Source organism: Amycolatopsis sp. NPDC024027, from assembly GCF_040638975.1.
Lineage (GTDB): Bacteria > Actinomycetota > Actinomycetes > Mycobacteriales > Pseudonocardiaceae > Amycolatopsis.
In genome coordinates, this window is sequence record NZ_JBEZYY010000012.1 from 117,307 (window position 1) to 138,641 (window position 21,335).

Here is a 21,335-nt window from a genome sequence, read left to right on the forward strand (position 1 = left end):
CCTCATCTCCCTGTGCGACCGGCTGATCACGAACCGGTCGAGGGCTTTGCTCCAGCGGGCTGGCTCCGAGCCGGGACGGTTGACTATCCCCCTGCTCCGCTGCCACGCTCAGGCGCCCGGACGGCCGGATGAATGGGGACCACCGATGTCCGAGGCGGGCTCAGCCGCACCGCCACGCGCTTTCGTCCGCACGCTGCTGCGCAGCGGCACTCCCGCGGACCCCGCCGAACCCGTGTCCGACAGCAGCGACCTCACCGCCGTGGGGGAAGCGACGCTCGCCCGCGCCTCGCGGTACTGGGTTGCCGTGCCGCTGGCCTACCGGGCCGCCGCGTTCGTCAAGGTGTTCATCGGGTTCACCGCCGCGAACGGCGTGCTCGGGCTCGGGCCGGTGCTCGGCGCCACCGTCTTCGCCGTCGCGGCCAACACCGCCGCCGTCGTCTGGGTGCTGCGTTCGGGCGGCCTGCGGGCCCGCCTCACCGGGCGCGCCCTCGGTCTGGACCTTTCCCTCGGCGTGGCCCTCAACTTCGTGGTCGCCATGACCGCCCCGGCCGCGGTGCAGCCGTTCGCCGTCGACGTGTCCTGGACCTGGCTGGTCGGCTCGGTCGCCATGTGGGCGGGCACGTCCGGGCTGCCCGCGGCGTTGTGGCTGTTCGCGGCGGCCGTCCCGCTCCGGGCCGCGCTGACGCTCGCCGGCGGCCTGCCCTTGGGCAACCAGCTCGCCCTCACCCGGTCGATCGGCTGCATGGTGGCGCTGGCGGTGGCGATCGTGCTCGCCGTGGCGATCCTCATCCTGCTCGGCGTCGGCACGCGGTTCGCGGTGGACATCGGGCTGCGGCGCGGACGCGAGGCCGAGCGCCGCCGGACGCGGCGCATCATGCACGACAGCGTGCTGCAGACCCTCGAAGCACTGGCCATTTCGGCGCCGGGTGACGACGCCCAGGCCGTCACCCGGCTGTCGGAGCTGCGTTCGGTCGCCAAGGCGGAAGCGGCCGAGCTGCGCCGCCGGATCACCGAGCCCGTGCCGAGCGGGGCGACGCGCGGGTTCGCGGTCGAACTCGCCGACGTCGCCACCGAGCTGGCCCGCGACGGCCTGCGCACCCAGCTCGTCGCCGCCGACTTCGCCGACGACCACAAAGTGTCGCAGGACCGGCGCACCGCGTTGTGCGAGGCGGTCCGGGAAGCATTGCGCAACACGGTGAAGCACTCCGGGACGAAGCAGGTCGTGCTCCGCGTGGAGAAACGCGACGGCGGGATCGCGGTGGTGGCCCGCGACCAGGGCCAGGGCTTCGACGTCGGCGTCCGGCCACCGGGCTTCGGCATCAGCCAGTCCATCATCGGCCGGCTGGCCGAGGTCGGCGGGCACGGCACGGTGGACTCGCAACCGGGCCGCGGCACCCGCGTCACGATGTGGGTGCCGGGCTGAGCCCACGCGCTCAGGCCACGCGGCGGGCGGCGCGCTCGGCGGCGAGGCTCGCGCGGCAGGCCGCGGTCAGCCGGGTGGTGGCGGCGCTGCCGCCGTGACCGCAGCGCGGGCAGGACATCGCCACGGCCAGGGCCAGCTCGTCGACGGCGACGGCCAGCTCGGTCCGGCAGCCGCGGCACCAGCGGTGCCGGGTGACCGGGCTGACGTGCGCCGGCGAGGCCACGCACTGGTGGATCCACCGGCCGTGCACGTGACAGGTCAGCCGGTCGTCGGGCGCGAGCAGGCCCGTCTCCTCGGCGTCGTCCTCGGTGGCGAGCAGGACCGGCAGGCTCCGGACCCGGCTCGGGGTGCTGGTCGTGGCGGTCATGGCGCTCCCCTTTCCCTACACCCGGACGTCGAACCGGCGGGCCCCGGTTCGACACCCGGGGCGCCGGATGGCCGGATCCCGGCGGTGCCGCGCTCTTCCGGCCACTCCCCCGGGTCGGTGAAGATCGCCGGCGGCCCGGGTGTCGACCGGTGCCTAGACCGCGACCGCGAGCGGCACGCGCACCGCCACGAAGTCCGGCCGGTGCCGCAGCGCGAACCCCAGGGAGAGGTAGAGGCGGATCGCCGAGGTGTTGCCCGCGGCCGCGTGCATCATCGGGATCTCGCCGCGCTCGCGGATGCCCGCGGCCACCGCGAGCACCAGCCGCGTCGCGAGGCCCTGGCCGCGGTACGCCGGGTCCGTGCAGACCGCGCTGATCTCCGTGTAGCCCGGCGGGTGCAGCCGCTCGCCGGCCATCGCGACGAGCGCGCCGCCGCGCCGGATGCCGAGGTAGGTGCCGAGCTCGACGGTCCGCTTCCGGAACGGTCCCGGCCGCGTCCGCTCGACGAGGTCGAGCATCTCCGGCACGTCCGCGGGGCCGAGCCGCACGGCCTCCGGCTCGGGCGCGGCCGCGACACCCTCGTCGACCAGCTGCACACCGGGGATCTCGTCGAGCACCGTCCAGCCGGACGGCGGCCGCGCGGCGGTCGCGGCGAGCACGACGGTCGCGCCCGGCCCGGCCAGCTCGGCGACGTCCAGCCAATCCTGCTCGCCCGGGTCGTCGGGCAGGGCCAGGAACGGCGCGACGTCCTCCGGGTAGCGCAGAACGCGCCCCTGCCGTTCCGCGAAGCGGGCGTGCGGACCGGTCAGCGACGCCCAGGTCGGGTTGTCGAGCGGAGAAGCCATGGCTCCAGCATGCGGAGGCGGGCCGGGTGACCGCCGCCACTCCCACATCCTGGGTAGGGTGCGCACGTGGGTTCCCAGGTCCCGGTGTGGATTCCGATCGTCGTCGCGCTGCTCGGCCTCGCCGGGGTGATCTTGACCCAGATCCTGTCCGGACGGCGGGAGACCCGGCGCATGGCCGAGGAAGCGGCCCGCGAAGAGCGGCGCTGGCAGCGCGAACGCGAGGCCCGCACCCACGAGACCCGCGCCGACGCCTACGCCCAGCTGATGGGCGTCCTCGAAGCGTTCGACGGCGTGCTGTTCCAAGCCCGCGCGATCGTCGAGGCGGACGGCGAACTCGACGAACACCAGATCACCGAGCTGCGCGAGGTGCGCAGCGAGGCCCAGCACGCGCTCGGGCCCGTCGTGCTGCACGCGCCGGAGGCGGTCCGGCGGCTGGTCAGCGACGCGACGCTGCCCCGGATGCGGCTGGCCATGATGCTGCTGGACCCCGACCGCGACCACACCCGGCTGCGGCCCGCCTGGGAGGCCGGCCAGCGCGGCTACCGCGTCATGCGGGCCCGGATGCGGGCCGACCTCGGGTTCGACGCCGAACCGGTGGACGAGCTGTACGGCGCTCAGCCGACCGTGGTCAGTTCCTCGTCGGAGAGCACTTCGGAGCCGGCCGAGACGACCAGCCGGCCGCCGTCGACCTGGTAGCGATAGTCGCCGTTCACCGCGACGAAGCCGCCGCCCTCGGCCTGGGCCGGCAGCATGATGTGGGTGTCGTCGGAGGCGGCCTGCCCGCGGGCCTGGCCGTCGTAGAAGATCCGGCCGTCGGGGGTCCGGCAGATCGTGACGAGGGATTTCGCGGTCTGCGCCACGAGCAGCGCCGTCCCGGTGCCGCCGGGCAGGTAGCGCGCCGCGTCACCCGGACACGGCTTGTCCGCCGGCGTCGACGTGGTCGTCGTCGGCGGCGTGACGGGCGGGGTGACGCCGTTCGCGGTCGTGACAACGGTCTTGGTGGTCGGCAGCGCGGGCGTCGTGTACTCCGGGTAGGGCCCCGGTGCGGCCGGCGAGGGCCGCGAGTCGCCGGCGAAGAGCAGGACCCCGCCCACGGCGGCGCCGGCCACCACCATCAGGGTCAGCAGCACCCACAGTGCCCGCGCACGAGCCCGGCCCGGCGCCAGGCCCGCGCAGGTGCCGCAGCGCCGGGCGGCGGGGTCGTTGACCGCGCCGCACTGCGCACACGTCCAGGGAAAACCCGCCATCGGGCCTCCTTCGGCCCGGCGCCACGCCACGCCGGTCCCTCCATCGTCACCGACGAGGGCACCGGCTGCAACGGCTCGTGGCTAGCCGTGCACGACGTTGACCATCCACGGGATGCCGAACTTGTCGACGCAGGCGCCGAATTCGTCGCCCCACATCTGCTTTTCGAAGGGCACCGTGACGGTGCCGCCGTCGCTCAGCTTGTCCCAGTAGCCACGCAGGTCGTCGGCGTCGTCGCCGCTGAGGCTCACCGAGATGTTGGTGCCCGGGTTGTGCTCCATGCCGGTCGGGGTGTCCGACGCCATCAGCGTGAAGCCGTTTTCGGCCTCCAGCTGCGCGTGCATGACCTTGTCCGAGTCCGCCCCTTCGGGTGAACCGAATTCTCCGAACGTGTTCAGGGTGAGCGTGCCGCCGAAGACACCCTTGTAGAACTCCATGGCCTGCCGCGCGTCGTCGCGGAAGCTCAGGTATGGGTTGAGACGAGAAGCCACGGCCATCTCCTTCGATCGGACGAGAGCAGCATCCTCGCAGAATGCCCGGGCCGCGCCAATCGGCGGATTTTCAGTCAGAGCACGAACCGCCGCTGCGCGACGGGTTCCATCGGCAGGGCGCCGTGCAACGCGGCCCGGGCACGCAGCTCCAGCGCCCGGTCCAGCGGCCGGGCCCCCGGCGCCGCGGTGTGGAACGTGCCGCGGTCGAACAGGTACACCAGGGCGAGCTTGCCCTCGCGGCGCCCGGCCGTCTCGCCGAATTCGACGGTCGCGAACCGCAGGCAGCCGCCGTAACCCGCCCGCACCAGCCGGTCCGCGACGTCGACCAGGTCGCCGGTCAGCACGCGCAGGTCGCGGTTGCGGCGCCAGCACCGGACCGTCGAACGGCCCTGGAGGTCCTGCGTCACCAGGGGGTGCACCGGCAGCCGCGCCGACGTCGCGGCGATCAGCTCCGCCTCGGTCCGGGCCAGCGCGTCGCCGTCCACCTTGAAGTCGACCGTGCCGCCGCCGGTGGGCGCGAGGCCGAGCGCGGCGCGCATCCGCGGGGCGGCCGCGGCGAGGGTGTAGAGGGACTGCAGGTGCGGGCGGGAGGTCCAGCACCGGACGAGCTTGCTGTCCAGCAGGGTCACGACGAACGTTCCTATCCTCATTTCGGAGGCCGCCGGACCGGGCGCACTGGCAATGTCCACTGTGGACGTCAGGCACGGGGACGCGGGACCGGAGAGGACAGCATGCGCCCGCGCGAGCCGTTCCGGGCCGGAACTCCGCCGCGACACGGCGAGCGGTACCGGCCCGCCGCCGAACGGTCACTCCGAGTAGGTTCCGCCGATCAGCGGTATTCCTCTCGCCTCACGCGGCGGCGATCACCACCTTGCCGAAGTTCTCCCGGCTCTCGAAGCGCAGGAAGGCCGCTCCGGCGTCCTCGAACGAGTGAACGCTGTCGATGACCGGCTCGACGGGCCACACGTCGAGCCACCGCAGCAGGTCTTCGGTGTCCTCGCGGCTGCCGACCCAGATCTTCCGCACGGTCGCCCCGCTGCGGAACAGATCCATGAAGTCGACCGGAGGCCCGCTGCGGCCGACGAACCCGACGAGCGCGATCTCGGCGTGGTGCGTCCCGGCCGCGACCAGCGACTGCGCGAAGGTGCCGGGCCCGCCCACCTCGACGATCCGGTCCGCACCCCGCCCACCGGTGGCGTCGAGCACCGCCTTGCCCCATTCCGGGGTGGCGACGTAGTCGATCACCGTGTCCGCGCCGAGTCCGGTCAGCTTGGCCGCCTTGGCCGCACTCGACGTCGTCGCGACGACCCGCGCCCCGCGCGCCTTCGCCAGCTGCACCGCGAACAGGGAGACGCCGCCGGTGCCGAGGGTCAGCACGACGTCGCCCGGGCGCACGCCGTCGAGCGACGTCCACGCCGTGACCGCGGCGCACGGCAGCGTCGCACCCTGCTCGAACGTCAGCGAATCCGGCAGGGCGACGAGCGCGTGCTCCGGGACGGCGCGGTATTCGGCGAGCCAGCCGTCCCGGCCGTTGCCGTACCCCACCGTCGTGTCCGGCATCCGCCCGGCGATCCAGTCCGGGTGGAAGGCGTTGATCACCCGCTCTCCCCCGGCGAAGCGCGTGACCCCCTCGCCGACGGCCACGACCTCGCCGGCGGCGTCCGACACCGGGATCAGGGCCCCGGCCCCGGCGGCGAAGTGGTCGCCGTTCAGGATGAGCAGATCGCGGTAGTTCAGCGACACGGCCCGCACCCGGACGAGCACCTCGCCGCGCCGCGGCCCGGGCGTCGGCTCTTCGTGCTGGACCAGGCGGCCGGACCGGGGACGGTAAACGCGCACCACGCCTCCTCATGTTAATCAATCGACTAACATCGACCATGGCACAGCGCCGCGCCGCCCGGCAACCGGGGATACTCGGAGCATGGCCAGCCGCACCGCGACCCCCCTGGACCACCCGGCCCTCGAGGACGTCTCCTTCAGCGCAGCCCTGGAAGCCCTGCGCGACCCGCACCGGCTGGCCATGGTCGCCACCCTCGCCCGGCAACCCGGGCAGCCGTGCGGCGCGATCATGCCGCCGGTCAGCAAGCCCGCCGCGTCCCGGCACTTCAAGATCCTCCGCGCGGCCGGGCTGCTCCGGCAGTGGGACTGCGGCACGCAGCGGCTGAACGCCCTGCGCCGCGAGGAGTTCGACACCCGCTTCCCCGGCTTGCTCGACCTCGCTCTCACCGAAGCCACCCGCGGCTGATTCTCTCCTTCCTCGCCAACCAGACATTTAGCGTTGCTAATAGATCTGGGTCAGAGCTACCGTCGAAGGCATGACCGAACTCGCCGATCGGCTGCTGGGGGCCGTCCAGGGGATCCGCCGGGTGGTGCGCCGCCGGGTGCGCGCCGACGTGCCGGGCATGCCGCTGCCGGGCGCCCAGGTCGAGCTCCTGCGCGTGGTGGCCGACCACCCCGGCATCGGCGTCGCCGCGGCCGCACGCGAGCTGCACCTGGCGAACAACTCGGTCAGCACGCTGGTGAACCAGCTCGCCGACGCCGGCCTGCTGCGCCGCGAGGCCGATCCCGCCGACCGGCGCGCGGCCCGGCTGGAGGTCACGGCCGCGGCCGCCGACCGGATGGCGGCCTGGCGCCGCGCCCGCACCGGGCTCGTCGCCGACGCCCTCGCAAAACTGTCCGAAGAGGACACCACGGCGATCGACCAGGCGTTGCCGGCACTGGAAAAACTCATGGGCATCCTGAAGGAGCAGCCATGACCGAACCCGCGGCGGTGCGCTGCACCGGCCTGAGCCACTCGTTCGGCGCGACCCGCGCGGTCGACGGCGTCGACCTCGAAATCCACCCGGGCGAGGTGTTCGGCCTGCTCGGCCCGAACGGCGCCGGCAAGACCACCACCCTCCGGATGATCACCACCCTGCTGCCGGCCAGCCCGGACCGCATCACGGTCTTCGGTGTCGACGTCGCGCGCCGCCGGATGGCCGTGCGGCGGCTGATCGGCTACGTCCCGCAGCAGCTGTCCGCCGACAGCGCGCTGACCGGCCGCGAGAACGTCGCCCTGTTCGCCCGGCTCTTCGACGTGCCCCGCCGCGGGCGGGCCGAGCAGGTGCGGCTCGCCCTGGACCTGGTCGGGCTGGCCGGCGACGCCGACCGCACGGCCAAGACGTACTCCGGCGGCATGATCCGCCGGCTCGAGCTCGCCCAGGCCCTGGTGAGCTCGCCGCGGCTGCTCATCCTCGACGAGCCGACGATCGGGCTCGACCCGGTTGCGCGGTCGTCGGTGTGGGACCGCATCGCCTCCATCCGCCGGGCGACCGGCATGACGGTGCTCGTCACCACGCACTACATGGACGAGGCCGAGCAGTACTGCGACCGCGTCGCCCTGATGGACGCCGGCCGGATCCGCGCGCTGGGCACGCCCGCCGAACTGGAGGCCGACCTGGGCCCGGAGGCCACGTTGGACGACGTGTTCCGGACCGTGACCGGGAACCGCCTCGACCACGAAGAAGGAGGGATCCGCGGTGTCCGTGCCACTCGCCGTACCGCCCGCCGCCTCGGCTGACCCGGGCCCGCTGCGCCGGTTGCGCGTGCTCGGCGCCCGCGTCGGCGCGATGTGCCTGGTGGAGCTGCAGAAACTGCGCCGCGATCAGACCGAGCTGCTGACCAGGGCGATCCAGCCCGCCTTGTGGCTGCTGATCTTCGGGGAGACGTTCACCCGGCTGCGCGCGATCCCGACCGGTTCGACGCCGTACCTCGACTTCCTGGCGCCGGGCATCCTGGCCCAGTCGGCGCTGTTCATCGCGATCTTCTACGGCATCCAGATCATTTGGGAGCGCGACGCGGGTGTGCTCGCCAAGCTCCTGGTGACCCCGACCCCACGCGCGGCGCTCGTCGCGGGCAAGGCCTTCGCCGCCGGAGTCCGCGCGCTCGTCCAGGCGCTGATGGTGCTGATCCTGGCCGCGATCCTCGGCGTCGGGCTGACCGCGAACCCGCTGAAGCTGCTCGCGATGGCCGTCGTCCTCGTGCTCGGTTCGGCGTTCTTCTGCTGCCTGTCCATCGTGATCGCCGGGATCGTGCTGTCGCGGGAACGGCTGATGGGCATCGGGCAGGCGATCACGATGCCGCTGTTCTTCGGCTCGAACGCGCTGTACCCGGTGGACCTGATGCCGCCGTGGCTGAAGGTGCTCAGCCACGTCAACCCGCTGAGCTACCAGGTCGACGCGCTGCGCGGCCTGCTCATCGGGACCCCGGCCCACCTCGGGACCGACTTCGCCGTGCTGGCGGTGGCGACGGCGGTGGCCGTTTCGGTCGCTTCGGCCCTGCTCGGCAGGTTGGCCCGGTGAGGGACATGTCTCACCGAACGGAACCTTTATCGCCCGATGCTTAATCTCGAATTCGTGAAACGTCGCGGGGGCGTGGTCCCTTTTGCCGGGTTGTGTGTGCTCGCCGGAATTCTGGTGGCCGGGACGATGGCGCCCGCCGCCATCGGGGCGGGCTTGCTGTCCAATCAGGTCAGCGATTCGGTGGACGCCATTTCCGCCCGGCTCGCCGCGGCAGATCTGCCGCTGACCACGACCGTGACCGACCGCGACGGCACCCCCATCGCGACGCTCTACGCACAGTACCGCCTCCCGGTCACCGCGGCCGGGATCGCGACCACGATGAAGGCCGCGATCATCGCCATCGAGGACCGTCGGTTCTACACCGAAGGCGGCGTCGACCTGCAAGGCATGCTCCGCGCGGCGGTCAACGACAGCACCGGCGGCGCGCTGCAGGGCGCGTCGACGATCACCCAGCAGGACGTCAAGAACTACCTCATCAACGTCGTCGACCGGAACGACCCCGCGGCCCAGCAGGCCGACCGCGAGGATTCGCTCGCCCGCAAGCTGCGGGAGGCGAAGATGGCCGTCCAGCTCAACGACACCATGAGCAAGGACGACATTCTGGCGAATTACCTCAATGTGGTCGAATTCAGCGGAACCGTGTACGGGGTCGGCGCGGCAGCCCAGGCGTATTTCGGGACAACGGCGGACAAACTGACCGTGGCCCAGGCGGCACTGCTCGCCGGAATGGTGAACAACCCCAGCGTCTACAACCCGTACACCCACCCGGACAAGGCGCTGCAGCGCCGCAACCTCGTCATCGACGGCATGGTCGCCAACGGCTCCATCCCGGCCTCGTACGCGGCGACGGCGAAGGCGGCCCCGCTCGGGCTGCTGCCGAACGGCCCGGTCACGCCGTCCGGCACGTGCCTCGGCGCGGCACCGGACGCCGGATTCTTCTGCGCCTACGCGGAAAGCTACCTGGTGCACGCCGGGTTCACCGCCGACCGGCTGGCCACGGGCGGGTACACGATCAAGACCACCCTCGACCCGCGCGTCTCGCAGGTGGCCAAGGACGCCGTCGACGCGAACGTGCCGACCACCCAGGACGGCGTGGCCAACACCTTCGCCGTCGTCCAGCCGGGCCAGGACGGGCACCAGGTGCTCGCCATGGTCGCGAACCGCGACTACGGCACCGACCCGGCGCGGGGCGAGACGTCGACCGACATCGTCGCCGACGCGAGCAACGAGTTCGGCGCGGGCTCGTCGTTCAAGATCTTCACCTCGGCCGCGGCGCTCGTCACCGGCCAGGCGGGCCTGAACACCCCGCTGCCCAACCCGGACAGCCAGTGCTTCCCGGTGCCGGACGCGCATTCGTCCTGCTACACCGTCCACAACGACGGCCACTACGCGGACCCGATCACCCTCGCCGACGGGCTGGCGACGTCGCCGAACGTCGCCTTCGTCGGGCTCGAGAGCCAGGTCGGGATGCCCGCCGTGCTCGACATGGCCTCCAAGCTCGGGCTGCGCACCACCCTCGCGACCAACGACGCCGGCCGCACGCCGGACCCGAAGTCCGGCAACCCGCAGTACCGCGAGCCGCAGTCGCAGTACTTCCGGAACCTGCTGTCGTTCACCCTCGGCAACAGCCCGGTGAGCCCGCTGGAGATGGCCAACGTCTCGGCGACGCTGATGAGCGGCGGCGTGTGGTGCCCGCCGAACCCGATCCTGTCGGTGACCGACCGGAACGGCGACGCCGTGCCGGTCGCGCAGCAGGCGTGCGAGCGCGTCATCCCCCAGGGCGTGGCGGACACCCTGGAAGCGGGGCTGAGCAAGGACACCACGAGCGGCACGTCGGCCGAAGCGGCCCGCGCGGCCGGCTGGACCCGGCCAGACATCGGAAAGACGGGCACGACGCAGCTGAGCGAATCGGTCGCGTTCGTCGGCGGTGTCGACGGCTACGCGGTGTCGTCCATGGTGTTCGCCGACGGGCCGCACCCGCGGGAGATCTGCCCGGGCACACCGGTGCACCTCGGCGACTGCGGCCACGGCGCGTTCGGCGGCACGGTCGCCGCGCCGCCGTACTTCCACGCCATGAGCCGGCTGCTGGCCGGGGTCCCCGACCAGCCGATCCCGGCCGCCGATCCGGCGTACCTGGGGGCGCGTTCGTGACCTACCGCGGTTCGAGGAAGACGAGCGGGATCTCCCGCTCGGTCTTCGTCTGGTACTGCGCGTAGTTCTTGAAGTCGGCGGTGATCTTCGGCCACAGCCGGGCGCGCTCTTCGGTGTCGGCGACGCGGGCGCGCATCGGCCGCTTCGGGCCGCCCTTCAGCGAGACCTCGACGTCGGGGTTGTCGCGCAGGTTGAGGAACCACGCGGGGTGTGTGTCGTCGCCACCCCGCGACGCCACGACGACCACCGCGTCGCCCTCCTGGTGGGGCGAAGTGAGCAGCACCGACCGCGGCTGCCCGCTCTTGCGGCCGACGGTGGTGAGCTCCAGGACGGGCATGGCGACCTGCCAGCCCACCCGCCCACCGGTGAGCTTGATCAGGCCGCGGTGCACGGTGTTCATCGCCTTCAGAGCGAAGTCGCTTGGCATGATCCCAATCTAGTCCCGCGGCTTCCGGCGTCGCGGTACGGCCCGAATGTCCGGTTCGCCGGAGGCCGGTCCGGACAGGATCGGCAAAACCGCCCCGGCAACCGGCAACGGTGTGCGAGGCTGCGCGGCGAAGGAAGAACCGGAAGAGAGAAGACCGATGCTGATCTGGGGCTGGCGTACACGCATCTACGTGCTGGCGATGACGACGTTCTTGTGCGGCCGGTGCGGTAACCCGGCTTCGCACGCGGTGCGCAAGGCGGTCACGAAGTTCACGCTGTTCTTCATCCCGCTGTTCCCGATCAGCGTCAAGTACACGGCGCAGTGCACCTTCTGCGGGATCGAGAACCGCATCCCGAAGGAGGACGCGCTCCGGCTGCAGGCCCAGGAGGAACAGGGCCAGGCTCAGCAGCAGGCGGCGCCGGGGTACCCGCCGCACCCTTCGCAGGGTGGTGCTCCGCAGGGTGGATTCCCGCAGCAGGGGTACCCGCAGCACCCGTCCCAGCCGCAGGGGTTCCCGCAGCCGGGTCCGCAGCAGCAGGGCCAGTTCCCGCAGCAGGGCCAGTAGGGACGGAGCCGTCGGCGGTGGTCCGGTGAACGCCCGGACCGCCGCCGCGCCTGTCTCCGGTTCGGGGATTCCGGTAGCGGCAAGGGGTCGGGTAGGTCGCCCGCCTTCATCTCGGGCCGGGAGTTTCGCGGCAGCGGTGACTCGAGCAGGTTTCCCGGCCGCCGCATTCAGCCCAGCCCGGGAGTTTCGCGGCAGCGGGGACTCGAGCGGGTTTCCCGGCCGCCTCCAGCCCGGCCTGTCAGACCCACCGCAGCGGGCGCCCGAGCGGGTCGCCGCCTGCATCCCGGCCCGGCAGTCCCGCCGCAGTGGGAGCCCGAGCGGGTCTCCCGATGGCCCCTCCGCGCCGTCGCGCGGCGTTGCGGCCCAGCCGTCCTCGTGGCGGTGAGACTTCTCTATTGAATTGTCAAACATCCGCCGGTCGCCGGGTCAGGCGGCCGATCTGTGGTCGGGGTTGATCAGGGCTTGGCCTGCCGGTGTCAGGATCGCCAGGACCAGCTGGCCCGGGTGGCCGGGGCGGGCCGCGCGGACCAGGCCCTGGTGGGCCAGTGCGTGGGCGGCGAACTGGTCGCCGCACGACAGGCCGTCGATGAACAGGTCCGGTTCGCTGCTGCAGGAGACCCGGCCGCGGCCCGCGCCGACTGCTCGGAGCATCGCCCGCACCCGGTGGTTGACGACGGGGCGCGCTGCCGGTGAGCCGGTCTTCTCGTTCCCGTTCATGTCGGTCCCTCCCGCTCGTGGTTCGGCCTCTACCCCTGCGTCGAACCGGTGGGCGGGATTTCGACAGCGGGTGCGGCCGGAGCGCCCCCTCATCGTCACCGCAGGCGATCCAGCGCGGGTCGAAGCCTCATCGACAGGTGTTCGGAGGCCGGCCGCGAACGGATGGGGCTCAGAAGGGCGGCCGGCCCGCCCCCACCGGTTCCGGCGTCCAGGCGCTGCTCCCTTCGCCACCCGTCGCGCGGCTGACCTTGGTCACCTTGGCGGTGGCGTACCGCAGGGACGGCCCGATCTCCTCGACCTCCAGCTCCACGACGGTGCGCTTCTCGCCCTCCTTCGTGTCGTACGACCGCTGTCTCAGCCGGCCGTGGACGACCACGCGAGCGCCGCGCACCAGCGACTCGGCGACGTTTTCCGCGTACTCCCGCCACAAACTGCAGCGCAGGAACAGCGCGTCGCCGTCGCGCCAGGCGCCGGACTCGCGGTCGAACAGCCGCGGGGTGCTCGCGACCGTGAAGTTCGCGACCGCCGAGCCGGCCGGGGTGAAGCGCAGTTCGGGGTCGCTCGTCAGGTTGCCGACCACGGTGACCGTCGTTTCGCCTGCCATCGGTCTCTCCTCGTCTTCCGGGTGCGGGGTGCACCGCTCTTGCCGATGAGGAGAGCACGGGGGTCCGACAATTCCGGGCCGGGCGACGAGGTGCCGGCACCCGGACGGGCTGGTTTCCTGCCGCCATGCCGACGGCGTTTCAGAAGGAGCTCGTCACGCTCGCCCACCGGCTCGCGGACCTGTGCGACCTCGTCGCGATCGCGCTCGAGGAGCCACTCGGTCGGTGCTGGAAAGTGACCACACGCTGGGCGGACGTGCGCGGGAGCAAGGGGCGGCGGTGACCGCGCTCGGGGCCGCGTGCGAGGACCAGGCGTGTGCGTTGCTGGCCCTGCACGCGCCGCGGGAGGCGGAGGTGAAGCGGTCGTCGCGGCCGTGCACACCGCCGCGGATCTCACTCGGATGGGTGGTCTTGCGCGGGAGGTCGCCGAGGCGCGGCGACCCGTGCCGACGGAGGTGCGGCCCGCGCTGGGCCGGCTGGGCGGCCACGCGGTGGGCGCCGCGCGGGCCCTGCGGGTGGTGCTGGTCGGTGGGGACGGGACCGGGCTCGGTGACGCGGTGTCGCTCGTGGGGTCGGCCGAGCGGGAGGTGCGGGCGTGGGCGGACGGCCGGGAGGGACCGCGCGCGGCCGGTTTCGCGGTCGAGCTCGCGTTGCTTGCCGCGGTTTACGGCCGGTTTGCCGCGACGGCGGCCCGGATCGGGCACCGGGCCAAGGGATCCACGCCGGTTACGGCTTGCGGGCCCGAGCGCCGCGCCACGAGCCTCACGCCGATCGAGGCTTGACGGCTCGGTCGGCGGGCGCAACGGCTGCGAGCCGGTCCGTGCTCAACACCTGCCGGGACACCGCCCAGCCGCGCCCCGGCGGCCATCGCGACTACCGTGGCGGGCATGAGCAACACCGAGGCCGCCCCCGCCGAACTCGCCTGTGGCGACCGGCCCGCGGCCGCCGATCCCGATCGGCCCGTGGTCGAGGTGCTCGCTCCGCGGGCGGTGCCGCTCGGCGGGCCGCGGGCGATGCGGGTCCGGCGGACCCTGCCGCAGCGGTCGCGGTCGCTGATCGGCGCCTGGTGCTTCGCCGACCACTACGGCCCCGACGAGGTCAGCGGGCCCGGGGCGATGGACGTCGCGCCGCATCCGCACACCGGGCTGCAGACCGTCAGCTGGCTGTTCTCCGGCGAGATCGAACACCGCGACAGCCTGGGCACGCACGCGATGGTCCGGCCCGGCGAACTGAACCTGATGACCGGCGGGCACGGCATCTGCCACTCCGAAGTCTCGACCGCCGCCACGAAAACACTGCACGGCGTCCAGCTCTGGGTGGCCCTGCCCGAGCGGCACCGCGACACGGCGCCGGCGTTCGACCACTACGTCCCCTCGGTGAACCGGATCGAGGGCGCGGAGATCCGCGTGTTCCTCGGCTCGCTGGCCGGCCGGACGTCGCCGATCCCGACGTTCACCCCGCTGCTGGGCGCGGAAGTCGTGCTGGGGCCGGACGCCCACATGTCCCTCGGCGTGGACCCGGGCTTCGAGCACGGCGTCCTGGCCGACACCGGCGACGTCGAGGTGGCCGGGACCCGCGTCCGGACGGCGGAGCTGGGCTACGTCGGCACCGGGGTGCGGTCGTTGACCCTGAGCAACCGCGGCACCGAACCGGCCCGGTTCCTGCTGCTGGGCGGCACCCCGTTCGACGAAGAGATCCTGATGTGGTGGAACTTCGTCGGCCGCACCCACGAAGAGATCGCGGCGTTCCGCGAAGCGTGGCAAGCCGGGTCGGAGCAGTTCGGCAGCGTCACCGGCTATGCGGGCGAGCGGCTGCCCGCGCCCGCGCTGCCGGCGGTCCGCATCAAACCCCGCCGCAACCCCGGCTCAGGCCAGGAAACCGCCCACGGCTGACCCGAACGCGGGCGCGTCGTCCAGCCACGGGTAGTGCACGGCGCCGGGCAGGACGACCGCGCGGCCGTCGGGGAACAGCGCGGCGAAGCGGTCCGCGACGGCCGGGCCGGCGATCCAGTCCAGTTCGCCGGCCAGCACCAGCACTCCAGCGGTGACGGCGCCGAGCTCGGCGCGGGTCGTCTCGGGCTCGAAGGCGCCGGCGGAGTTGTAGATCCGGGCGGCCGCACCGTTGCGCTGGCCCGCTTCGCCGGCTTGGTGCTGCCGGGCCGCGGCATCCCAGCGGCCGTAGTACAGCGGCGCGAAGGCGGCCCAGTCCGCGCTGGTCGCCTTCTTCGCGGCGATCGATTCGTAGGCGGCGGCCGCGCCGGCGAACCAGGGAGCGCCGGCCCGCCGGGCCATGATCCGCCGCCGTTCCTCCGGCGACACGTCGAAGCCGACGGCTCGCGGGCTCGGCGCGATCAGCGCGAGCCGGCTCAAGCGCCGCGGGTAGCGGGCCGCGTACCGGACGGCCAGGCTCGCCCCGGCCGAGTGGCCGAGGAGGTCGAAGCGTTCGAGGCCGAGGTGCTTGCGCAGCGCCTCGACGTCCTCGACCTGGCGGTCGCACCGGTAGGTGGCGGGGTCGGCGGGCTCTTCCGAGTCGCCGGTGCCGCGGAGGTCCAGCACGGCGAGGCGGCGCCGGGTGGTCAGGCCGCCGAGATCGCCGAGGTAGCTGCCGGCCCGCATCGGGCCGCCGGGCAGGCAGACCACCGGCGGCCCGGCGTCCGGCCCGGAGAGGTGGACGGCGAGCGCGGTTCCGTCCGGCGCGGAGAAGATCGGCACGCCCCGACCCTGGCATCCCCGGGCCCGGGGAAACAAGCTTCACCGCTCCCGGGCGAGGTAGGCCTCCAGCGTCGCCATCCGGTGGCCGCGCGCGAACCGCTCCACCTCTTCCGGTTCCGCCCCGCCCTCGATCAGCGCCAGCAGCCGCTCGTGCTCCTCGACCGACTCCGGCGCCCGGCCCGGCACCGACGTGAACGTGCTGTCGCGGACGGCCGCCAGCCGGGTCCAGCAGCGCTGGACCAGGTCGACCAGGTTCGGGTTGGGGCAGGCGCCGAACAGCACCTCGTGGAATTCGGCGTTCAGCGCGGTGAACGCCACCGGGTCGAACTCGGCGAGGCTGCGGCGCATCCGGTCGTTCAGCGCACGGGCGCGCCCCAACGCTTCGGCCGTCAGCAGCGGCGCCGCGAGGCCGGTGGCCGCGCCCTCGACGATCGCCACCGTCTGCATCGCGTGCTGGTAGGCGACCGGGTCGATGGCCATCACCCGGGCGCCGACGTTCCGCTCGAACTCGATCAGCTCCTCGGCCTCCAGCCGGCGCAGGGCCTCGCGGACCGGCACCGCGCTGACGTCGAGCTCGCGGCCGATCTGGTCGAGCACCAGCCGATAGCCGGGCCCGTAGCGCCCCTCGAGGATCCGGGCCTTGATCGTCTCGTAGGCCAGCTGCGACTTGGTGACCGGTCTTCCCGCGGACGCGCCAATCATGTAGGAAACCATATATGGTCCGCCGGCGAGCGACCCCCAGGAGGCGATGCCGATGTCCCCGGTGATCCCGACCGCGGCCGACCTGATCGTCGGCGGACTGCGCGCCCACGGCGTCGACACCGTCTTCGGCCTGCCGGGCGTGCAGACCTACGACCTGTTCGACAGCCTTGCCCGCACCGGCGGCGACATCCGCGTGATCGGCGCCCGGCACGAACAGACCGTCGCCTACATGGCGTTCGGATACGCGCAGGCGACCGGCCGCACCGGCGTTTGCACCGTCGTCCCCGGCCCCGGTGTCCTCAACGCGTCGGCCGCGCTGCTCTCGGCGTACGGGGCCGGCGCACCCGTGCTGTGCCTCACCAGCGAGATCCCGCGCGCCTACCTCGGCCGCGGGCTCGGGCACCTGCACGAAATGCCCGACCAGCTGGCGACCCTGCGCTCGATCACCAAGTGGTCGGCGCTGGTCGAGCACCCGGTGGAGGTGCCGGACGCACTGGCGACGGCGTTCCGGGAAGCGGCCGGCGGGCGGCCCCGGCCGGTTTCGCTGGCGGTGCCGTGGGACGTGCTCGGCCAGCGCGCCCCGGCCGCTGCCACCGGCCCGCTGCCGCTGCCCCGGCCGGCTGTCGACCCGGTCGGCACAGAGGAAGCCGCGAAACTCCTGCACTCGGCGAAGCACCCGATGATCATGGTGGGCGGCGGCGCCCGGCACGCCGCCGCCGAGGTGCGGGCGCTGGCGGAGCGGCTGCAGGCGCCGGTGGTGCCGTTCCGCGGCGGACGCGGCATCGTGGGCGACGACCACCCACTCGGCTTCACCTGCGTCTCGGGCTTCGAACGGTGGTCCGAGACCGACGTCGTGATCGGCATCGGGTCACGGATGGAGCTGTCCTGGTTCCGCTGGCCGGGCAAGCCCGCCGGCCTGAAGACGATCCTGCTCGACATCGACCCGCGGCAGGCGACCCGGCTCGAAGCGGACGTCGCGATCATCGCCGACGCCGCCGACGCGACGGCCGCGCTCACCGTCGCCGTCGGTCCACAACGGACGGACCGGACGGCGGAGTTCACCGCGCTGAAAGCCACCGTGGCCGAGCGCGTCACCGACGTCGGGCCGGAACTGGAGTACCTCCGGGCGATCCGGGACGTGCTCCCGCGCGACGGCTTCTTCGTCGAGGAGATCTGCCAGGTCGGCTTCGCGTCCTACTTCGGGTTCGAGGTCTACGCCCCGCGCACGTTCGTCACCTGCGGCCACCAGGGCACGCTCGGCTTCGGCTACCCGACGGCGCTGGGCGTGCAGGCGGCCTTCCCCGGCCGTCCGGTGGTTTCGGTGGCCGGCGACGGCGGGTTCATGTTCGCCGCGCAGGAACTCGCCACCGCCGTCCAATATGGACTCAACGTCGTCGCGGTGGTGTTCGACAACGGCTACTACGGCAACGTCCACCTGGACCAGGAGCGGCTGTTCGAGGGCCGCGCCCTGGGCGGGCGGCTGGGCAACCCGGATTTCGCCCGGCTCGCCGACACGTTCGGCGCTCTCGGCCTGACCGCCCGCACCCCGGACGACCTGCGCGGCGCGCTGGACAAGGCGTTCGCCGCGGGCCGGCCGGCGCTGGTGCACGTGCCGTGCGAACTGGGCGTGGGTGCGTCGCCGTGGAAGTACCTGATGCCGAATTCGGACCGCAGCTGATTTCTCTGCGCCCAGGCCGACCAGGCCGACCGCGCCCAGGTGACGGCCATGGTGGACGCGGTCGCTCAGCAGTTCGGCCGGATCGACACATCCTGGTCAACAGCGCCGGCGTATTCCGGCCCGGTGAGATCACCGAGGCCGTACGCGCTCCCGGCGGTCGGCACCAGCAGCTCGAACGCGCCACGCGGGTCCGTCCGGGTGTGCCGCCGATCCCGCACGAACTCCTCGCGGACGTTGCCGCAGAGCGCGATGCCGTACGACCGTCCGGTCCGTTGCCGAAGTCGGTGACCGGCTGATGCCGGGGTCCTTGGTCACGTCTCGCGCATCGGCCAGGCTCTGCCGCGCCTCGATCGTCTAGCCCTCCTCCTCGAAGGAGGGCTGGTGGGCCGGCGACGCCTGGCTGACCGACAGCGACCACTGCTGGGACCACGCCCGCGCCGACTCGTGCAGTGCGGTCACCGTGGACAGCGGGACCGGCGAACGGCACCGGCGCGATGTATTCGGTGACCTTCATGTCGTACGGCGCGCCGAGAGTGGGGGCGGCCGGGTCGTCGGGCACCCGTACCGCACCGGGCGCCGAGGTCGGCGTCAGGCTCTGGGCGGTGAGCGTCCACAGGTTCGGAATCCGCCGGGCCACGGTGATCGCCCGGGTCGGGTAGTGGGTTCCGGGCGGGATTATCCTGCGCCGCACCAGTTCCGCCGCGTTCATCGAATAGTCCGCCGGGTACTCGAGCTGGACCCTGATCATGATCTTGTCCCTCGCCGCACCCAGCGAAGCGCGGATCTGTTCCTCCACGCCCGCCTCGCCGACCAGCTGGTCGGCGACCAGGTGACCGGCGTCGTAGAACTTCCTGATGTCCGCGCCCTGCAACATCATCCGCTACTTCTTGTCGATCACGGCTTCGACCGCCCGCGGGCGGTCCACCGTGCCCAGCGGCTGGTTCCCGGGCAGGCTCTGCTGGTTCTTGTTGACCTTGTAGGTCGCCTTGATGAGCTCGGCGGCGGTGTCCACGCTGTCCGCGGCGTGGCTGGTGAATGGCCGATCGGGCAGCCGAAGGAGCAGCGCGCACGTGTGCGGGGCACACTGACGACGGCGGGAAGGCCGCGCTCGGTGAACACGCCCCGTCACGTCGTCGCGATCGCTCCCGGGACGACCAGCCCCGTTTCGTAGGCCATCACGACGGCTTGCGCGCGGCTGCGGAGGCCCAGTTTCGTCATCACCCGGCTGAGATGGGTCTTCACGGTGCCTTCGGTGATGGCGAGCCGGTGGGCGATGTCCCCGTTGGTGATCCCGGTTCCGACCAGCCGCAGGACTTCGCACTCGCGGTCGGTGAGGATGCCGAGGCGGGTGCGCAGTGCGCCGGACCGCCCCAGCGGGGCGCGGTGCCGCACGTACGTTTCGATCAGCCTCCGGGTGACGACGGGGGCGAAAAGCAGGTCACCCGCGGCGACGGTGTGGATCGCGGACAGCAGGCGGGCCGGTTCGGCTTCCTTGAGCAGGAAGCCCGCGGCACCGGCGGCGAGCGCGTCGTACAGGTATTCGTCGAGATCGAAGGTGGTGAGGATGAGGATCCGCGGCGGCCGTTCGGCGGCACCGGCGAGGATCCGGCGGGTGGCGGTGATCCCGTCCAGGCCCGGCATGCGGACGTCCATCAGGATGACGTCGGGGTGGGTGGCCGCGGAACGGGCGATGGCCTGTTCGCCGTCGGCCGCTTCGCCGACCACGTCGAGATCCGGGGCCGCGTGCAGCAAGGCCGCCAGGCCGGCGCGGACCAGCGGCTGATCGTCGACGACGAGCACGGAGACCATCTGGAGTCGTCCTCCCCCGGTGGGACTCTTCCGACGCGGAACGGGTTTCGCTCACCGGTCAGGGATACGGGATGGTCAGCTCGACGGCGAACCCGCCGTCGGGTCGTGACCCGGTGGTGACGGTCCCACCGTACAGCTTCGCGCGTTCCCGCATTCCGGCATGACCGAATCCGCCCGGGCGGGCCCGTCCGGCGCCGGGCCCGTCGTCGAGGACCGTCGCGTGGATCACCCCGGGCTCGCGGCGGACCGTGATCTCGGCCCGGCACCGGCCGGCGTGCTTGATCACGTTGGTCGTGGCCTCCTGGACGACCCGGTACACGGCGAGCTGCAGACCCGAGGGCAGGCTGTCCAGATCGCCGGACGTGGTCAACGCGACGTCGATCCCGGCCGCCTCGGCCCGCTCCGCCAGTGCCGGCAACAGGTTCAGCCCCGGCGCGGGTGCGGGCGCACCGCCGGCATCCTCCAGATCCGGCTCGCGCAGCAGGACCAGCAGGCGGCGCATCTCGTCGAGCGTTTCCCGGCTGGTGGTGCCGATCGTGGCCACCGCGACCCGTGCCGTCTGCGGGTCGGAGTCGAAGACGTAGCCCGCGAGACCGGCCTGCATCGAAATCATCGACATGTGGTGGGCGACGACGTCGTGCAGTTCGCGCGCGATCCGGACCCGCTCCTTCACCACCGCCTGCTCGATGTGCCGCCGTTGCTCGTATTCCAGCTGAGCGGTCGCTTCGGCGAGCTGACGGTTCCGCTGCTCCAGTTGCCGCGAGACGGTGCCCAGCACCCACGCCACCGCGGGGACGGCGATCGCCTGGGCGAGGTTCGCGATCAACGGGCCCCGCAACGCGAGGCCGCAGGCGAACATCACGCCGGCGGCCACCACGGCGCCGATCGCCGTCACCCTCGGCGGCTTCAGCCCGGCCAGGCTGTAGAAGGCCACGATCGGGCCCCACACGGCCATTCCGGGCAGGTATCCTCCCGCCGCGAAGATCACGTAGGCCGCCGACGTCAGGAGCAGGACGGCCATCGGCGCCGCGCGGCGGGCGGCGAGCGGGAGGGAGATCAACGCGGTCAGCGCGTAAGCCCACCCGTCGAAAGCCCGAAACGACCCTTCGCGGAACAGCGCGCCCACGACACACATCAGCGCGAGCTGCGTCAAGGCCAGCGCCAGGTCCCCGGCGCGGGTATCCCCTCGCACGAAGATGGTCCGGTGCACCGGGCGACACTAGCCATCCCCGTGGCCGTGCGCATCCCACCTCCGGCATACCCC

General features: G+C 72.6%; 26 protein-coding genes. 12 read left to right on the top strand and 14 right to left on the bottom strand.

Annotated features, from left to right (window positions below; genetic code table 11):
• Nucleotides 1-145: 145 nt before the first annotated feature.
• A complete protein-coding gene (locus tag AB0F52_RS27605) occupies nucleotides 146-1,423 on the top strand; it encodes an ATP-binding protein (protein ID WP_360176971.1) in 1,278 nt (425 codons plus the stop codon).
• A gap of 10 nt (nucleotides 1,424-1,433) precedes the next feature.
• Here AB0F52_RS27605 and AB0F52_RS27610 read toward each other — a convergent pair whose 3' ends face one another.
• Nucleotides 1,434-1,790, bottom strand: a complete 357-nt coding sequence (locus tag AB0F52_RS27610) for a hypothetical protein (RefSeq protein WP_360176974.1) — start codon at nucleotides 1,788-1,790, stop codon at nucleotides 1,434-1,436.
• Nucleotides 1,791-1,943: 153 nt separating this feature from the next.
• Nucleotides 1,944-2,633, bottom strand: coding sequence for a GNAT family N-acetyltransferase (locus AB0F52_RS27615; protein WP_360176977.1), 690 nt, complete (start codon nucleotides 2,631-2,633; stop codon nucleotides 1,944-1,946).
• Between the two features lie 66 nt (nucleotides 2,634-2,699).
• Between AB0F52_RS27615 and AB0F52_RS27620 the strand changes: the two genes are divergently transcribed.
• Nucleotides 2,700-3,329, top strand: a complete 630-nt coding sequence (locus AB0F52_RS27620; protein WP_360176979.1) for a hypothetical protein — start codon at nucleotides 2,700-2,702, stop codon at nucleotides 3,327-3,329.
• Here AB0F52_RS27620 and AB0F52_RS27625 read toward each other — a convergent pair.
• The 4 genes from AB0F52_RS27625 to AB0F52_RS27640 form a co-directional block, all read right to left on the bottom strand.
• Nucleotides 3,248-3,880 carry a hypothetical protein gene (locus AB0F52_RS27625; protein WP_360176982.1) on the bottom strand — a complete coding sequence of 211 codons (633 nt, stop codon included), beginning with the start codon at nucleotides 3,878-3,880 and terminating at the stop codon, nucleotides 3,248-3,250. The two genes, AB0F52_RS27620 and AB0F52_RS27625, sit on opposite strands and share 82 nt — an antisense overlap.
• A gap of 81 nt (nucleotides 3,881-3,961) precedes the next feature.
• A complete protein-coding gene (locus AB0F52_RS27630; RefSeq protein ID WP_360176985.1) occupies nucleotides 3,962-4,369 on the bottom strand; it encodes a VOC family protein in 408 nt (135 codons plus the stop codon).
• A 74-nt stretch (nucleotides 4,370-4,443) separates the two neighbouring features.
• Nucleotides 4,444-4,998 (bottom strand): hypothetical protein, encoded by a 555-nt coding sequence (locus AB0F52_RS27635; RefSeq protein WP_360176988.1) that lies wholly within the window; start codon nucleotides 4,996-4,998, stop codon nucleotides 4,444-4,446.
• Nucleotides 4,999-5,218: 220 nt separating this feature from the next.
• Nucleotides 5,219-6,208: an NAD(P)-dependent alcohol dehydrogenase gene (locus tag AB0F52_RS27640; RefSeq protein ID WP_360176991.1), complete on the bottom strand. Its 990-nt coding sequence runs from the start codon at nucleotides 6,206-6,208 to the stop codon at nucleotides 5,219-5,221.
• 82 nt (nucleotides 6,209-6,290) lie between these two features.
• Here AB0F52_RS27640 and AB0F52_RS27645 point away from each other — a divergent pair, with 82 nt between their 5' ends.
• From AB0F52_RS27645 to AB0F52_RS27665, 5 genes are all read left to right on the top strand, one after another.
• Entirely contained in the window at nucleotides 6,291-6,614 is a 324-nt protein-coding gene (locus AB0F52_RS27645; protein ID WP_360176994.1) for a helix-turn-helix domain-containing protein, read from the top strand.
• A 70-nt stretch (nucleotides 6,615-6,684) separates the two neighbouring features.
• Entirely contained in the window at nucleotides 6,685-7,125 is a 441-nt protein-coding gene (locus tag AB0F52_RS27650) for a MarR family transcriptional regulator (protein ID WP_360176997.1), read from the top strand.
• Nucleotides 7,122-7,928, top strand: a complete 807-nt coding sequence (locus AB0F52_RS27655) for an ATP-binding cassette domain-containing protein (protein WP_360177000.1) — start codon at nucleotides 7,122-7,124, stop codon at nucleotides 7,926-7,928. Before AB0F52_RS27650 ends, AB0F52_RS27655 begins: the two co-directional genes overlap by 4 nt.
• Nucleotides 7,888-8,709 (top strand): ABC transporter permease, encoded by an 822-nt coding sequence (locus tag AB0F52_RS27660; protein WP_360177003.1) that lies wholly within the window; start codon nucleotides 7,888-7,890, stop codon nucleotides 8,707-8,709. The genes AB0F52_RS27655 and AB0F52_RS27660 overlap by 41 nt, the downstream gene beginning before the upstream one ends.
• A gap of 36 nt (nucleotides 8,710-8,745) precedes the next feature.
• The gene (locus tag AB0F52_RS27665; RefSeq protein WP_360177006.1) at nucleotides 8,746-10,860 is read left to right on the top strand and encodes a transglycosylase domain-containing protein; all 2,115 of its coding nucleotides are present in this window, start codon (nucleotides 8,746-8,748) and stop codon (nucleotides 10,858-10,860) included.
• A gap of 1 nt (nucleotide 10,861) precedes the next feature.
• Here the strand turns inward: AB0F52_RS27665 and AB0F52_RS27670 are convergent, their stop codons facing one another.
• Nucleotides 10,862-11,287, bottom strand: coding sequence for a nitroreductase/quinone reductase family protein (locus AB0F52_RS27670; RefSeq protein ID WP_360177009.1), 426 nt, complete (start codon nucleotides 11,285-11,287; stop codon nucleotides 10,862-10,864).
• Nucleotides 11,288-11,444: 157 nt separating this feature from the next.
• Between AB0F52_RS27670 and AB0F52_RS27675 the strand changes: the two genes are divergently transcribed.
• Nucleotides 11,445-11,852: a zinc-ribbon domain-containing protein gene (locus AB0F52_RS27675; protein ID WP_360177012.1), complete on the top strand. Its 408-nt coding sequence runs from the start codon at nucleotides 11,445-11,447 to the stop codon at nucleotides 11,850-11,852.
• 426 nt (nucleotides 11,853-12,278) lie between these two features.
• Here AB0F52_RS27675 and AB0F52_RS27680 read toward each other — a convergent pair whose 3' ends face one another.
• Together AB0F52_RS27680 and AB0F52_RS27685 are read right to left on the bottom strand one after the other, a co-directional pair.
• Nucleotides 12,279-12,569 carry a hypothetical protein gene (locus AB0F52_RS27680; protein WP_360177015.1) on the bottom strand — a complete coding sequence of 97 codons (291 nt, stop codon included), beginning with the start codon at nucleotides 12,567-12,569 and terminating at the stop codon, nucleotides 12,279-12,281.
• Nucleotides 12,570-12,738: 169 nt separating this feature from the next.
• Nucleotides 12,739-13,173, bottom strand: coding sequence for a single-stranded DNA-binding protein (locus tag AB0F52_RS27685; RefSeq protein WP_360177018.1), 435 nt, complete (start codon nucleotides 13,171-13,173; stop codon nucleotides 12,739-12,741).
• Nucleotides 13,174-13,298: 125 nt separating this feature from the next.
• Between AB0F52_RS27685 and AB0F52_RS27690 the strand changes: the two genes are divergently transcribed.
• The 3 genes from AB0F52_RS27690 to AB0F52_RS27700 all read left to right on the top strand — a co-directional run bounded on the left by AB0F52_RS27690 (nucleotide 13,299) and on the right by AB0F52_RS27700 (nucleotide 15,063).
• Nucleotides 13,299-13,454 (top strand): hypothetical protein, encoded by a 156-nt coding sequence (locus AB0F52_RS27690; RefSeq protein ID WP_360177021.1) that lies wholly within the window; start codon nucleotides 13,299-13,301, stop codon nucleotides 13,452-13,454.
• Nucleotides 13,455-13,572: 118 nt separating this feature from the next.
• Complete coding sequence (locus AB0F52_RS27695; protein ID WP_360177024.1) at nucleotides 13,573-13,953, top strand: hypothetical protein; 381 nt, start codon at nucleotides 13,573-13,575, stop codon at nucleotides 13,951-13,953.
• A gap of 105 nt (nucleotides 13,954-14,058) precedes the next feature.
• Nucleotides 14,059-15,063: a pirin family protein gene (locus tag AB0F52_RS27700; protein WP_360177027.1), complete on the top strand. Its 1,005-nt coding sequence runs from the start codon at nucleotides 14,059-14,061 to the stop codon at nucleotides 15,061-15,063.
• On the opposite strand, the gene AB0F52_RS27705 is transcribed toward AB0F52_RS27700, so the two are convergent.
• Together AB0F52_RS27705 and AB0F52_RS27710 are read right to left on the bottom strand one after the other, a co-directional pair.
• The gene (locus AB0F52_RS27705) at nucleotides 15,037-15,882 is read right to left on the bottom strand and encodes an alpha/beta hydrolase (protein ID WP_360177030.1); all 846 of its coding nucleotides are present in this window, start codon (nucleotides 15,880-15,882) and stop codon (nucleotides 15,037-15,039) included. The two genes, AB0F52_RS27700 and AB0F52_RS27705, sit on opposite strands and share 27 nt — an antisense overlap.
• Nucleotides 15,883-15,921: 39 nt before the next feature.
• Nucleotides 15,922-16,596 carry a GntR family transcriptional regulator gene (locus tag AB0F52_RS27710; protein ID WP_360177033.1) on the bottom strand — a complete coding sequence of 225 codons (675 nt, stop codon included), beginning with the start codon at nucleotides 16,594-16,596 and terminating at the stop codon, nucleotides 15,922-15,924.
• Between the two features lie 40 nt (nucleotides 16,597-16,636).
• Here AB0F52_RS27710 and AB0F52_RS27715 point away from each other — a divergent pair, with 40 nt between their 5' ends.
• Nucleotides 16,637-18,262, top strand: coding sequence for a thiamine pyrophosphate-dependent enzyme (locus AB0F52_RS27715; RefSeq protein WP_360177036.1), 1,626 nt, complete (start codon nucleotides 16,637-16,639; stop codon nucleotides 18,260-18,262).
• Between the two features lie 880 nt (nucleotides 18,263-19,142).
• On the opposite strand, the gene AB0F52_RS27720 is transcribed toward AB0F52_RS27715, so the two are convergent.
• The 3 genes from AB0F52_RS27720 to AB0F52_RS27730 form a co-directional block, all read right to left on the bottom strand.
• Nucleotides 19,143-19,274 carry a hypothetical protein gene (locus AB0F52_RS27720; protein WP_360177039.1) on the bottom strand — a complete coding sequence of 44 codons (132 nt, stop codon included), beginning with the start codon at nucleotides 19,272-19,274 and terminating at the stop codon, nucleotides 19,143-19,145.
• A 113-nt stretch (nucleotides 19,275-19,387) separates the two neighbouring features.
• Nucleotides 19,388-20,071, bottom strand: a complete 684-nt coding sequence (locus tag AB0F52_RS27725) for a response regulator transcription factor (RefSeq protein ID WP_360177042.1) — start codon at nucleotides 20,069-20,071, stop codon at nucleotides 19,388-19,390.
• 58 nt (nucleotides 20,072-20,129) lie between these two features.
• Nucleotides 20,130-21,281: a sensor histidine kinase gene (locus AB0F52_RS27730; protein WP_360177045.1), complete on the bottom strand. Its 1,152-nt coding sequence runs from the start codon at nucleotides 21,279-21,281 to the stop codon at nucleotides 20,130-20,132.
• Nucleotides 21,282-21,335: the final 54 nt, after the last annotated feature.